Genomic DNA, 13,028 nt, shown 5'->3' with positions numbered 1-13,028 from the left:
TGCGGCGACACCGGAACGCGCGTCACTTTAGTTATATGTAGGCCAATCAACAATAGCTGCGGCGACCGCTTAGCGCATATTGCTGCGGTCTGTTCTCGCTCCAGCGGCGGGTCATCGGCCCGTATTGCCCTTCTGCCGTTGGCCGGCAAGGGCCTCCAGCTGGCGCTGCAACCGGGCGATTTCGCGGTCCTGCTCATCCAGGCGGTCGCTGGCCTGGCGGCTATGCGACTCCTGCTCGGTAAGCTGGCGCTGCAGCTGCACGATCTCGGCCCCCCGGGCGCGCAGCTGCCGTTTGAGATGCACCTGTGCGGGCGCCGCCTGCCCTGCCACCGCGGCCTGTTCGGGCCCACCGTCGGCCAAGGCCGGCAGCACCGGGAGGGTCAGCAGCGGTAGCAGGAGCCAGGGTTTTCGCATCAGAGATAGTCCTCGATCAGCCGCTCGGCGATCTGTACCGCATTGAGCGCAGCGCCCTTGCGGATGTTGTCGGCCACAATCCACAGGTCCAGGCCGCGCTCGTGCGAGATGTCCTCGCGGATGCGGCCCACGAACACCGGATCCTTGCCGGCGGCATCGCCCACCGGAGTCGGATAGCCGCCCGGCTTGCGCTCGTCCATGACCACGACACCCTCGGCCTGCTCCAGCAGCGCGCGGGCCTCGTCGGCGCCGATCTTGTCGCGGGTCTCCACGTGCACCGCCTCGGCGTGGCCGTAGAACACCGGCACCCTGACGGCGGTGGGGTTCACCGCGATGGAGTCGTCCTCCAGGATCTTGCGCGTCTCCCACACCATCTTCATTTCTTCTTTGGTGTAGCCGTTGGGCTGGAACTCGTCGATGTGCGGGATCACATTGAAAGCGATCTGCTTGGGGAATTTCTTGCCCGGTTCCACATCCTGGAAGTTCAGCAGGGCCGCGGTCTGGCGGCCGAGCTCCTCCATGCCGCTGCGGCCGGCGCCCGAAACGGACTGGTAGGTGGCCACGTTGATGCGTTCGATGCCCACGGCGCGGTGGATCGGCGCCAGCGCCACCAGCATCTGCATGGTCGAACAGTTGGGATTGGCGATGATGCCGCGGGTGGTGTAGTCGGCGATGGCGTGCGGGTTGACCTCGGCGACCACCAGCGGGACGTCGTCCTGGTAGCGGAACTCGGAAGTGTTGTCGATCACCACGGCGCCCGCCGCGGCCGCGCGCGGCGCATGCTCGCGGCTGACCGAGCCACCGGCGGAGAAAAAGGCGATATCCACGCCGTCGAAGTCGTAATCGGCCAGGTTCCTGACGGTGACCTGCTTGCCGCCGAAGGAAATCTTCTCGCCGGCCGAGCGCTCGCTGGCCAGCGGTACCAGTTCGCCGACGGGGAAATCCCGCTCGGCCAGGATGCCCAGCAGGGTTTCGCCAACCGCGCCGGTGGCGCCGACCATGGCGACCTTGTAGCTGCTCTTCTTGCTCATGGGATGTCTTGCTGCCTGTGTGGGGAGGTGGTCAGGGCGCCGGCCGCACGGCCAGCACCCCGGGGTTTAGGAGGGAGGGCGGATGCCCCGCGTCAGGGCCATGGCCGAACAACGCCAGAACGTTGTCCACCGCCAGCGCGGTCATCGCGCGGCGAGTGTCCCAGGTGGCGCTGGCAATGTGCGGACTGAGGATGACGTTGTCGAGCGCGAGCAGGGCCGGGTGCACGGCCGGTTCCCCTTCGAACACGTCCAGCGCGGCGGCGGCCAGGCGTCGCCCGGCCAGGGCGGCGGCCAGCGCAGCATCATCGACGACGCCGCCGCGGGCGATGTTGACCAGCACGGCGGTGGGTTTCATCGCCGCCAGCTCGGCCGCGCCGATGGCGTGGTGGCTCTCGGCGGTCAGGGGCACCGCCAGTACGAGGAAGTCCGACTCGGCCAGCAGCGTGGATTTGTCCACGTAGCGCGCCGCGCATCCGGCCTCGACAGCGGCCGGCAGTCGCGAACGGTTTTGGTAGGCCACCTGCATGCCAAAACCCGTGGCGCGGCGCGCGATCGCCTGTCCGATGCGTCCCATGCCGAGAATGCCCAGCGTGCGGCCCCGCGTGTCGAGCCCCAACCAATCCTTGAACCCGTTGGCACGCCAACGCCCTTCCCGCAGCCAGCGCTCCGCCGCGCCGATGTGGCGCGCCGAACCCAGCAGCAGCGCCCAGGTGAAGTCGGCCACGCTTTCGCTGAGCACGTCCGGGGTATTGGACGCGGCGATGCCCGCCGCGGTCAATGCGGGGATGTCCAGGTTGTCGTAACCGACGGCGAGGTTGGCGACGATGCGAAGCCGCGGCGCGCTCGCCACTTCCATCGCGCCGATACGCTGGTTCAGCCCCACGATCGCGGCATCACAGGACGCGAGCTTGCCGGCAAGTACGACCGGCGGAAACACGGTTTCTTCCGCCTCGGTCGCCACCTCGAAGTGCGGCTCCAGGCGAGCGACGATGTCGGAAAAGGTGGGACGGGAGATCCACACCCGCGGCTTGCCGATCATTGGTGTTCCGTAGTGAAAGCTCAGGCGATTCGCGGGGCGACCGGCCCCACGTCGCCGCATTGCGCGCGATGGCGCAGCGCGTGGTCCATCAGCACCAGCGCCAGCATGGCCTCGACGATGGGCGTGGCGCGGATCCCCACGCAGGGATCGTGCCGCCCCTTGGTGACCACCTGCACCGGCTCGCCGGCCAGGTTCACGCTTTGCCCCGGCACCAGGATGCTGGAGGTCGGCTTGAACGCCACCGACACCGTCACCGGCTGACCAGTGCTTATCCCGCCAAGGATGCCACCCGCATGGTTGGACGTAAAGCCGTCCAAATGCATTTCATCCCGATGTTGCGTGCCGCGCTGCGCGACCGCGGCGAAGCCAGCGCCGATCTCCACGCCCTTGACCGCATTGATCGACATCATCGCTGCCGCCAGGTCGCCATCGAGCTTGCCATAGACCGGCTCGCCCCAACCCGGCGGCACGCCTTCGCCCACCGCACTGACGCGTGCCCCGACCGAATCGCCGGACTTGCGCAACGCGTCCATGGCTTTTTCCAGTTCCGGCACCTGCCCGGCGTCCGGCCAAAAGAATGCATTGGCTTCCACTGCATTCCAGTCGAAACCGCGCGGCACGATATCGCCCAACTGGGCCAGGTGGCCGCGCACCCGCACGCCGTGGCGCTCGACCAGCCATTTTTTTGCGACTACCGCGGCGGCCACGCGCATGGTGGTCTCGCGAGCCGAGGCGCGGCCACCGCCGCGCGGGTCGCGGATGCCGTATTTCTGCCAGTAGGTGTAGTCGGCGTGGCCGGGGCGGAAGGTCTGCGCGATGTCGCCGTAATCCTTGCTGCGCTGGTCGGTATTGCGGATCAGCAGCGCGATCGGCGTGCCGGTGGTCTTGCCCTCGTAGACGCCCGAGAGGATTTCCACTTCGTCTGCCTCGTGGCGCTGCGAGGTGTGCCGGCTGCGGCCAGTGGCGCGGCGCTCCAGGTCGTGACGGAAGTCCTCCGGCGCGATCGCCAGGCCCGGCGGGCAACCGTCGATGACGCAGCCGATCGCCGGACCGTGGCTTTCGCCGAAGGTGGTGACGGTGAAGAGCTTGCCGAAGGAATTGCTGGACATGCCGCGCGCCCGCTACGAGGAAGCCGAAGCATAGCGGCTCGCCGGCAAGCCCTGCAGGAGCGCCCTTGACGCGACCGCGATCCCCGCTGCCGCCACGACCATCGGGATGGCGGTCGCGCCCAAGGGCGCTCCCGCGAGGAAGCTCAGGCCGCTTGCCACTCGCGCGAGAGGATGGCGAACACTACGTCGTCCACCCACTCGCCGTGCAGCCACAGGCTCTCGCGGAAATGCGCCTCCTGGCGCATGCCCAGCGCCTGCAGCAGGCTCATGCAAGCAGCGTTGCGCGGATCGACCGAAGCATGGATGCGGCGCCAGCCCAGTACGTCGAAACCTTGATGGAACAGCGCCTGCAGCGCCTCGCACGCATAACCCATGCCTTGGTGCGCGGGCGCCAGACTGATGCCGAACTCCACCGAGTCGCCTGGCGTGGCCGGCAGGCACACGCCCAGGTCGCCGATCAGCGCCCCGCTCTGTCGCAAGCGGATCGCACGCTGGAACCAAAGGCCTGGCGCCGGTTCCGATTGCGTGTCGATGAACGCGCGCGCCTCCGCGACGCTCGCCGGACGCCATCCCTGGAAGCGTGCCACCGCCGGGTCGGCCCGACAGGTGTAAAGCGCTTCGGCATCGCCCGTGTGCAGCCGATCGAGCAGCAGGCGGTCGGTGGTCAGTTCCATGCGGCCGCTTCCCTCGATGCTCAGCGGCGCGCGTCGGCCGCGGCGCGGATCGCCGCGGCATGCTCGACCAGGTCGCGGCGCTCGAGCGCGAACACGCCCATCGGCCCGACCTTGAACTCGATCCACACGAATGGCACTTCGGGCAGCAGTGCCGCCAGCGCGTGTTCGCTCTCGCCCACCTCCACGATCAGCAGGCCGTCGTCGCTCAGGTGGTCGGCCGCCTGATCGAGCATCTGCAGGCAGATGTCCAGCCCGTCCTCGCCCGAGGTCAACCCTAGCTTGGGTTCATGGCTGTACTCGCCCGGTAGCGCCGCGTATTCGTCCTCGGTCACGTACGGCGGGTTGGACACGATGAGGTCGTAGCGACGGCCTTTCACGCCCTCGAACAGGTCCGACTTGACCGCTTCCACGCGCCCTTCGACGTGCTGGAACACGATGTTCTCGCGCGCCAGCGACAGTGCCTCGTCGCTGATGTCGACGATGTCGACCTGCCAGTCGGGGTTGTACTCGGCCATGGCGATGCCGATGCAGCCCGAACCCGTGCACAGGTCCAGCGCGCGCTCGACATGACGGCCGTCCAGCCAGGGCGCGAAGCCCGACTCGATCAGCTCGGCGATGGGCGAGCGCGGCACCAGCGCGCGGCGGTCGCTCTTGAACTTGAGCCCGGCGAACCAGGTCTCGCCGACCAGGTAGGCCACCGGCAGCCGCTCGGTGACACGCCGCTCGATCAGCTCCAGCACGCGCGCGCGTTCCTCGGCGGTGAGCTTGCCCGCGCCGTAGGCCGGCGGGATGTCCGGCGGCAGGTGCAGGCTGGCCAGCACCAGGTGGGTCGCCTCGTCGATCGGGTTGTCGTGGCTGTGACCGAAGGTCAGTCCCGCGGCGGAGAAGCGGCTGGCGCCGTAGCGGATGAAGTCGATGATGGAAGACAGTTCGGCAGTCACGGGCCTTTCCTGGCGGGCGCGGCGTGGAGGATCGGCGATTATCCCTCACCGCCACGCTCAGGGCGAACGGCTTGGCCCTTATACTGGCTGGATGACTTTCGCCGTCCTCATCCAATATCTCCTGCCCCACCGCGCCCTGTCGCGGGTGGTCTACTGGGCCACGCGCTGGACCTGGCGGCCGTGGAAGAACTTCCTGATCGGCCAGATCGTGCACCGCTACAAGGTGGACATGGGCGAAGCGGCGCAGCCGGACCCGTTCGCCTACCAGCACTTCAATGCTTTCTTCACCCGCAAGCTCAAGCCCAACGCGCGGCACGAGGACGGCGATCCGACCACGCTGATCTCGCCGGCGGACGGGCGCATCAGCCAGTCCGGCCGCATCGTGGACGGGCGCATCTTCCAGGCCAAGGGACAGGAATACACCGCCGCCGAACTGCTCGGCGACGAGGAAGCAGCCGCCCCGTACCGGGAAGGCGACTTCGTCACGATCTACCTCTCACCGCGCGATTACCACCGCGTGCACATGCCGCTCGGCGGCACGTTGCGCGAGACCGTGCACATCCCCGGTCGCATCTTCAGCGTGGCGCCGTTCGCGGTGGAGGCGATCCCGCGGCTGTTCGCGCGCAACGAGCGCCTGGTATGCCATTTCGACAGCCCGAACGGCCCGTTCGTGGCAGTGATGGTCGGCGCCGTGCTGGTGTCGTCCGTGGCCACCGTGTGGGACGGACTGGTGATCCCGCCCTATGCCTCGGACATCCGCCGCAAGTCGTTCGCCGGCCAGGGCATCACGCTGGCGCGCTTCGCCGAGATGGCGCGCTTCAACATGGGTTCGACGGTGATCCTGCTGCTGCCGCCCGGGATGATCGAACTGGACGCACTCCAGTCCCAGCAGACGGTCAAGCTGGGCCAGCGCCTGGGCCGCCGGCCGCTGCCGAACGACTGACGCAAAGCGTCATTCTGTGACGTTCTAGGCGCACCCGTGCACAACGCTTGGCTATGCTCCGGCCGTCAAACGGCTCCGGGGGAGAACCCATGCGATCGATCGTCCCGCTCATCGCCTTCGTGCGCGGCCAGCAGCTGGAACGTCAGTTCCGCGGCATCAGCAAGGGCCTGGCGGCGTTGCCCGCCGGCGCCCGCGCGAGGCTGAGCCTGCTCACGCTGCGCGAAATCGGCCAGGCCGCGCGCAGCGAGTTCCCCCATCTCTATGGCACCCCGCCGCAGGACCGCTATCTGCCCTGGGGTCGTGGCACCGCCACCGGTTTCGCCCGCGCCTGCTCGGACAACCCGGAAGTCGCGCTGCGCGGCATGGCGCTGTGGCTGGCGGTGGCCTATCACGAGACCAAGGATTCGCCCCATGCGTTCGTGCGTTCGCGCCACCGGCAACTGCTGCGCGTGGTGCGCGAGCTGAAGGAACTGCACGGTAGCGGCGCCCGCGAGCGCGAGGACGTGGTGGAGCGCTGGATGCAGCCCAGCGCCGCCGCCTGAGTCGGTGATGGGAACGGTGGGCTAAGCCACCCTACTTGGGCTGCTGGGCATAGGGTGGGCTTAAACCCACCGCCCCAAACACCTCAGCGCCGGCAGGACGGCAACCGCAGCACCTGCCCCGCGCGGATGCGGTGGTGCTTCAGGTCGTTGATGTCCGACAGCTCGCGCACGTCCGAACATCCCAGCTTGTGCACGATGCCCAGCAGCGTGTCGCCGCGGCGCACGACGTAGCGCGAATGCGGATGCGCGGGACGCTTCGGCTCCGGCTTGACCACCTCCGGCACCACCGCCGAATGCAGGTCGCTCGCCAGGATCGGCCACGGCCCATCGATGCAGCGCGATGCGTAGACCGACTCCAGTTCCTTCGGCACCTGCAGCTGGCTGCCGGCCGGCTGCTCATCCTGCGGATTGAGTCGCGGGTTCAAGTTGCGCAGCGTGCGGAACCAGCCATCGTCCATGCCCTGCGCCGAGCCCATGCAGATGGTCAGTTCGGATAGCGAGGCGGGGCGCTTGAGCGTGATGCGGCCCGGTGCACCGTCGATCTTCGGGAGGTTCAGGTTGTAGCTGTCCGGATGCAGGAACAACCACGCCGCGGCCAGCACTGCGGGCACGTACTCGCGGGTTTCCTCCGACAGCTGGTTGTAGATCGTCGGGTCGTAGAAGCTCACGTCGGTGTTGTCGCCGACCATCCGGCGCATGCGCCCTTCGCCGCCGTTGTAGGCGGCCAGCGAAAGCTCGAGGTTGTCGTTGAACGCCTTCAGCTGCTCGTCCATGTATGCGGCGTTCGCGCGCGCCGCCTCGGACGGATCGAAACGCGTGTCGAAACCGCTCTGGTTGTTCAGGCCGAAACGCAGGCCGGTGGCATACATGAACTGCAGCGGGCCGGCGGCGCCGGAGCGCGAGACGGCGTGCACCTTGCCGCCGGATTCCTTGGCCATGATGCCGAACAGCAGCGCCTCGGGCAGGTCGGCCTTGTCGTACTGCGGCCACATTTCGTAGCGCATGTACTGGTAGTTGATCCAGGTATCGACCAGGTTCGAGCGCCACTGCGTCAACCACATTTCCAGCGCGGCCTTGACCGGGCCGTTCATGGCGATCAGTTCGGATAGCTTGTGCCCACGCAGCAGGGTTACCGCACGCTGCGCCTGCGGCAGCGCGGCTACACCACCGGCCTGGCCGGCCACGGCCTCCTCGGGCGCTTCCTCGCCGACGGTTTCCAGGTCGTCACCGGCGAAGAAGCTGCCGTCCTTCAGGCGCAGCAGCCGGTCGAACACCGAGTAGAAGCGCTGAGAGTCGCAACCGGGCGTGGCGCCACAGCGGGCGGCAGCCTGCTTGAGGCTGTCCAGCGAGTCCTTGAGGCTCTGCTCGGACGCCTGGTCGTCGCCCTCGCGCGCCTGTTGCAGCGCGGTCTCGTAGCCCTTGCTGGCCTGATCGAGCTGCGCATACAACGCGTTGACCTCGCCCGGGGCGCGACTGCCGCCTCCGCTGGCGCAGGCAGTGAGCAGGACGAGCCCGGCAGCCAGCGGCGCGAGGCGGAAACGATGGGCAAGAGTAGACAGCGGCATGACGAAAGCTTGACGGCGGGAATACATTCACCTTAGCGCATGCAGACCCGATGCCAAAACCGCGGCGCCCGCCAGAACGCACGAACTGCGACCTGCATCCGCTTGGCTACAATCGCGCATCCGACGCACGGAGCGCCTGCATGCCCGAGATTCTGATTGGCCGCAACGACACCGCCGAAGTCGCGCTCGAATCGCGCTACGGAAACCGCCACGGCATGGTCGCCGGTGCCACCGGCACGGGCAAATCCGTTTCGTTGATGGTGCTGGCCGAGGGGTTCTCGCGGCTGGGCGTGCCGTGCGTGCTGGCCGACGTCAAGGGCGACCTGGCCGGGCTCGCGATGGCGGCAAGCGAGCCCAACGACAAGATCAAGGCGCGCCTATCGAAACTCCGTCTCACCGACTGGCAGCCGCAGGCCAATCCGGTGATCTTCTGGGACCTCTACGGCAAGCAGGGCCACCCGCTGCGCACCACGGTCAGCGACATGGGCCCCACCCTGCTCGGCCGCGTGCTGGAACTCAACGACACCCAGCAGGGCGTGCTGGAGATCGTGTTCAAGCTGGCCGACGACCAGGGCTGGCTGCTGCTGGACCTGGCCGACCTGCGCGCCCTGCTCACCTTCGCCGCGGACAACGCCAAGGACATCTCCACCCAGTATGGATTGATCGGCAAGACCAGCATTGCCGCCATCCAGCGCGCGCTGCTGGCGCTGGAGCAGGCCGGCGGAGACAACTTCTTCGGCGAGCCCGCGCTGGAACTGGCCGACCTGATGCGCCAGGACATGAGCGGCCACGGTGTCATCAACGTACTCGCCGCCGACCAGTTGATCCTCAAGCCCCGGCTCTACACCACCTTCCTGCTCTGGCTGCTGTCCGAGCTGTTCGAGCAGTTGCCGGAAGTGGGCGACCTGGAGCAGCCCAAACTGGTGTTCTTTTTCGACGAGGCGCACCTGTTGTTCGACGATTGCCCGCCGGCGCTGCGTCAGCGCGTGGAGCAGGTCGTGCGGCTGATCCGCTCCAAGGGCGTGGGCGTGTACTTCTGCTCGCAGAACCCGGACGACGTGCCGGACGAAATCCTGGGCCAGCTGGGCAACCGCATCCAGCACGCGCTGCGCGCCTTCACCCCGCGCGACCAGAAGGCCGTGCGCGCGGCCGCCGAAACCTTTGCACCGAACCCCAAGCTCGACGTCGCCGAGGCGATCGGCCAGCTCGGCGTGGGCGAGGCGCTCGCCTCGACATTGCGCGAGGGCGGCGTGCCCTGCGCGGTCGAGCGGGTGATGGTGACCACCCCGCGCTGCCGCATCGGCGCGATCAGCGAGGCCGAGCGTGCCACGGTGCGCCAGCGCTCGCCGGTGGGCGGCAAGTACGACACCGCCGTCAATCGCGACTCGGCGGCGGAAATGCTCGCCCGACGCACCGACACCAGAGCGGCCGACGCCACCGCCGTTGCCAACCGCTCGCAAGAACCGGAGAGCAACGCCTGGAGCGGCGCGGTGCACGACGCGCTGCTCGGCACCAAACGCCGTCAGGGCATGATCGAAACGATGGGCAAGCAGGTCGTGCGCACGATGGGCAGCCAGCTTGGCCGGCAGATCCTTCGTGGCGTGTTGGGCGGCATCTTCGGCGGGAGCCGCCGATGAGCCGCTGGCGCCCTCCTGCGCCCTCCTCGACCGCGATCGTTACGCGGGAGGGCTTCGAGAAGCTCAAGGCCGAGCTCGATCATCTCTGGCTCACGCTGCGGCCCGAGGTGGTCAAGGCGCTGGCGGCGGCCGCGGCCGAAGGCGACCGTTCGGAGAACGCCGAGTACACCTACCGCAAGAAGCAACTGGGCGAGATCGACCGACGCGTGCGCTACCTCAGCAAGCGCATTCCCCTGCTCAAGGTGGCCGAAGGCGCGCCGGGCGACCGCGAGACGGTGTTCTTCGGCGCCAGCGTGGAATTGGAAAACGTCGACAGCGGCGAGGCCGTGCGCTATCGCATCGTCGGCCCCGACGAGACCGACGCGAAGCGTGGCTGGATCAGCGTCGATTCCCCGCTGGCCCGCGCGCTGCTCAAGAAAAAGCTCGACGACGAGTTCGAGGCAGAGCTGCCGGTTGGCCGCACGCGCTTCGCCGTGGTGGCCGTGGATTACACGTCCGGCTGAGAACCGAGCGCCGCCAGTTCCTGGCCCACGTAGACGACCAGGAACAGGCCCAGCAGCACCAGGATCGCGGCCAGCAGCTTCTCGCCCACCGGGCCGGCGTAATCCTCCATGCGCTCGTGGGCGATGTCGCGCCGGTTGCGCAGGAAGCGTGCCGACGCGAGCAGGATGATCAGCGCGCCGAACACGATCAGCATGAGCCCTACCCACTCGGTCAGGCGCAGGTGCATGTGCAGCCTGTGCGCCGCGCGCGAGGCGTTCGACGAGGCGTAGGTGATGAACAGGTCGAAACGCTCGACCAGGAAGCCGAACGCCATCACCGCGATCGCCGTGCGCACCCAGGCCAGGTAGGTGCGCTCGTTGGCAGCGTGGTCGTTGAAGCGTGGGATCACGCGGGCGCTCCACCGTGCGGGAGGGCCACTTTGCCCGGAGCGGCGTCAACGGGCCGTGGGGTGGACGGGTCGCGCTCCTAGTCCGGCAGCGGCTCGGGATACACCCTTCCCGGGCGCAACGGCTGGTAACAGACCGCCTGCCGATGGAACGCCTCGCTCGCGTTGCCCGCGCACCATCCAGGAATCCCCGACAACGGCAGAGGCCGCAACTCCTGCGGATCGCGCAACAGGCGCCCTTGCGCAATCGCTTGCGCCACCCGCTCGCAGGCCGCCTCATGCCCGATCACCGCGATCGCCTTGCCGACGAGCAAGCGATCCGGCGTCAGCGCGTGTTCGAGCAGCGCATGTCCGAACACCATCAGTTCCAGCGAACCGTCCAGCCACGCATCACGCCGGCGCCAGAACAGGCCATGCCAGTCGTGTGCATCCCACAAGGCCAGTAGCGTGGGATCGCGCAGCGCGAGGATCACGCCCGCTTCGTCGAAATGCGTCAGCGCGCACTGCGGACGGCTGCGGCTCTTCGTGCCAACCCGCGCGATCTCAGCCATCTGCTGGGCATTGAGCGCACGCTTGAGCGGCGCGTGGCGCAGCCAGGCCAGTGCGTTGAACAGATCGTGCCAGTTGCGCTCCCGAGTGGCGATGACACCGGTTTCGGCGATGCGTTGTTCGTAATGGCGGCCGTCGGCAAGCAGCGCCGGCGTCTGCCCGACGAAGCGCTCGCGCGAGCCGGCGGGCCAGTGCGCATTGAGCGCGTCGAGCATGGGCCAACCCGGCCCGCGCAACAGGTCTGCGTACTCGCTCCAATCCGACAGCGGCGGTCGCCCGAACACCGCCGGATCAACCGCCTCGCGCGCCGGCGCGACGTAACGCATGGACGGCTAGACGACCTTGAGCAACGGTTGCGCCAGGCGCGCGTGCAGGTCGTGCTCGTCGGCGCCTTCGACCACCACCTGTACGAACTGGCCGGGCTTGAGGCTCTGGCCGTCGGCGATGTGCACCAACCCGTCGATCTCCGGCGCATCCGCCGCCGAGCGCGCCACCACGCCCTCGGGGCCAGCCTCGTCGACGAGCACGGTCAGCGTGCGGCCGAGCTTGCGCTGCAGCTTGGCCGCGGAGATCTCCGCCTGGACCGCCATGAAGCGCTCGAGCCGGTCTTCCTTCAGCTCCTCGGAAACGGGGTTCGGCAGTTCGTTCGCCCGGGCGCCTTCGACCGGCGAATAGGCAAACGCGCCGACGCGGTCGAGTTCCGCCTCGCGCAGGAAGTCGAGCAGTTCCTCGAACTCCGCATCGGTCTCACCGGGAAAACCGACGATGAACGTGCTGCGCAGCGTGATGTCCGGCACCGCGACGCGCCAGTTGCGGATGCGCTCGAGCGTCCTGTCGATGTTGCCGGGGCGCTTCATCAGCTTGAGGATGCGCGGGCTCGCGTGCTGGAACGGGATATCGAGGTAGGGAAGGATTTTTCCTTCGGCCATCAACGGCATCACCTCGTCCACGTGCGGGTACGGGTAGACGTAGTGCAGGCGGGTCCAGACGCCCAGCTCGGACAGTCCCTGGCACAGCTCGGTCATGCGCGTGCGATACACCTTCCCGCGCCACTCGCGCTCGGCGTACTTCAGGTCCACGCCGTAGGCGCTGGTGTCCTGCGAGATCACCAGCAGCTCCTTCACGCCGCCCTTGACCAGCTTCTCCGCTTCGAGCAGCACCTGGTCGACCGGCCGCGAGACCAGGTCGCCGCGCATCGAGGGGATGATGCAGAAACTGCAACGGTGGTTGCAGCCCTCGGAGATCTTCAGGTACGCGTAGTGCTTGGGCGTCAGCTTGATCCCGGTGTCCGGGATGATGTCCAGCAACCGGTTGCGCTGCGGCGGCAGCGCCGTGTGCACCGCGCTCATCACGCTGGCGTAATCCTGCGGACCGCTGATCGAGAGCACTTCCGGATACGCCTCCCGGATCAGCTCCGAACGCTTGCCCAGGCAGCCGGTGACGATCACCTTGCCGTTCTCGTGCAGCGCCTCGCCAATGGCATCCAGTGACTCTTGCACCGCCGCGTCGATGAAGCCGCAGGTGTTGACCACCACCGCGTCAGCCGCCTGGTAGCTGGGTACGATCTCGTAGCCCTCCACCTTGAGCTGGGTGAGGATGCGCTCGGAATCGACCAGCGCCTTGGGGCAGCCGAGGCTGACGAAACCGATCTTGGGGGAGGCCTGCGACATGAAAGTACCGAAAGAAGTGCCGTAA

General features: G+C 67.8%; 14 protein-coding genes. 4 read left to right on the top strand and 10 right to left on the bottom strand.

The window, feature by feature from the left end; translation table 11 throughout:
- Positions 1 to 111: 111 nt before the first annotated feature.
- The 6 genes from ACFWZ4_RS15460 to prmB all read right to left on the bottom strand — a co-directional run bounded on the left by ACFWZ4_RS15460 (position 112) and on the right by prmB (position 5,208).
- The gene (locus tag ACFWZ4_RS15460; RefSeq protein WP_439705556.1) at positions 112 to 414 is read right to left on the bottom strand and encodes a hypothetical protein; all 303 of its coding nucleotides are present in this window, start codon (positions 412 to 414) and stop codon (positions 112 to 114) included.
- Complete coding sequence (locus ACFWZ4_RS15455; RefSeq protein ID WP_439705555.1) at positions 414 to 1,445, bottom strand: aspartate-semialdehyde dehydrogenase; 1,032 nt, start codon at positions 1,443 to 1,445, stop codon at positions 414 to 416. Before ACFWZ4_RS15455 ends, ACFWZ4_RS15460 begins: the two co-directional genes overlap by 1 nt.
- A gap of 31 nt (positions 1,446 to 1,476) precedes the next feature.
- Positions 1,477 to 2,484, bottom strand: coding sequence for a 2-hydroxyacid dehydrogenase (locus ACFWZ4_RS15450; RefSeq protein WP_439705554.1), 1,008 nt, complete (start codon positions 2,482 to 2,484; stop codon positions 1,477 to 1,479).
- Positions 2,485 to 2,504: 20 nt separating this feature from the next.
- Positions 2,505 to 3,593: a chorismate synthase gene (aroC, locus tag ACFWZ4_RS15445; RefSeq protein ID WP_439705553.1), complete on the bottom strand. Its 1,089-nt coding sequence runs from the start codon at positions 3,591 to 3,593 to the stop codon at positions 2,505 to 2,507.
- Positions 3,594 to 3,736: 143 nt separating this feature from the next.
- Positions 3,737 to 4,267 carry a GNAT family N-acetyltransferase gene (locus ACFWZ4_RS15440; RefSeq protein ID WP_439705552.1) on the bottom strand — a complete coding sequence of 177 codons (531 nt, stop codon included), beginning with the start codon at positions 4,265 to 4,267 and terminating at the stop codon, positions 3,737 to 3,739.
- A gap of 20 nt (positions 4,268 to 4,287) precedes the next feature.
- Entirely contained in the window at positions 4,288 to 5,208 is a 921-nt protein-coding gene (prmB, locus tag ACFWZ4_RS15435; protein WP_439705551.1) for a 50S ribosomal protein L3 N(5)-glutamine methyltransferase, read from the bottom strand.
- A 91-nt stretch (positions 5,209 to 5,299) separates the two neighbouring features.
- Between prmB and asd the strand changes: the two genes are divergently transcribed.
- Both asd and ACFWZ4_RS15425 read left to right on the top strand, forming a co-directional pair.
- The gene (asd, locus tag ACFWZ4_RS15430; protein ID WP_439705550.1) at positions 5,300 to 6,151 is read left to right on the top strand and encodes an archaetidylserine decarboxylase; all 852 of its coding nucleotides are present in this window, start codon (positions 5,300 to 5,302) and stop codon (positions 6,149 to 6,151) included.
- Between the two features lie 89 nt (positions 6,152 to 6,240).
- On the top strand, positions 6,241 to 6,693 hold the full coding sequence (locus ACFWZ4_RS15425) for a hypothetical protein (protein WP_439705549.1): 453 nt from the start codon (positions 6,241 to 6,243) through the stop codon (positions 6,691 to 6,693).
- Between the two features lie 83 nt (positions 6,694 to 6,776).
- Here ACFWZ4_RS15425 and ACFWZ4_RS15420 read toward each other — a convergent pair whose 3' ends face one another.
- Complete coding sequence (locus tag ACFWZ4_RS15420; protein WP_439705548.1) at positions 6,777 to 8,258, bottom strand: transglycosylase SLT domain-containing protein; 1,482 nt, start codon at positions 8,256 to 8,258, stop codon at positions 6,777 to 6,779.
- Positions 8,259 to 8,398: 140 nt separating this feature from the next.
- Between ACFWZ4_RS15420 and ACFWZ4_RS15415 the strand changes: the two genes are divergently transcribed.
- Entirely contained in the window at positions 8,399 to 9,895 is a 1,497-nt protein-coding gene (locus tag ACFWZ4_RS15415) for a helicase HerA-like domain-containing protein (RefSeq protein WP_439705547.1), read from the top strand.
- Positions 9,892 to 10,398 (top strand): transcription elongation factor GreB, encoded by a 507-nt coding sequence (gene greB, locus ACFWZ4_RS15410; protein WP_439705546.1) that lies wholly within the window; start codon positions 9,892 to 9,894, stop codon positions 10,396 to 10,398. The genes ACFWZ4_RS15415 and greB overlap by 4 nt, the downstream gene beginning before the upstream one ends.
- On the opposite strand, the gene ACFWZ4_RS15405 is transcribed toward greB, so the two are convergent.
- The 3 genes from ACFWZ4_RS15405 to rimO all read right to left on the bottom strand — a co-directional run bounded on the left by ACFWZ4_RS15405 (position 10,383) and on the right by rimO (position 13,003).
- Positions 10,383 to 10,787, bottom strand: a complete 405-nt coding sequence (locus ACFWZ4_RS15405; RefSeq protein ID WP_439705545.1) for a YidH family protein — start codon at positions 10,785 to 10,787, stop codon at positions 10,383 to 10,385. The two genes, greB and ACFWZ4_RS15405, sit on opposite strands and share 16 nt — an antisense overlap.
- 77 nt (positions 10,788 to 10,864) lie before the next feature.
- On the bottom strand, positions 10,865 to 11,659 hold the full coding sequence (locus ACFWZ4_RS15400; RefSeq protein WP_439705544.1) for a DUF3025 domain-containing protein: 795 nt from the start codon (positions 11,657 to 11,659) through the stop codon (positions 10,865 to 10,867).
- Positions 11,660 to 11,665: 6 nt separating this feature from the next.
- Complete coding sequence (gene rimO / locus ACFWZ4_RS15395) at positions 11,666 to 13,003, bottom strand: 30S ribosomal protein S12 methylthiotransferase RimO (RefSeq protein ID WP_439705543.1); 1,338 nt, start codon at positions 13,001 to 13,003, stop codon at positions 11,666 to 11,668.
- Between the last annotated feature and the right edge of the window lie 25 nt (positions 13,004 to 13,028).

It is taken from the genome of Frateuria sp. GZRe12 (assembly GCF_051900535.1).
Lineage (GTDB): Bacteria > Pseudomonadota > Gammaproteobacteria > Xanthomonadales > Rhodanobacteraceae > Frateuria_A.
This window is presented reverse-complemented; position numbering and strand designations above follow the sequence as displayed.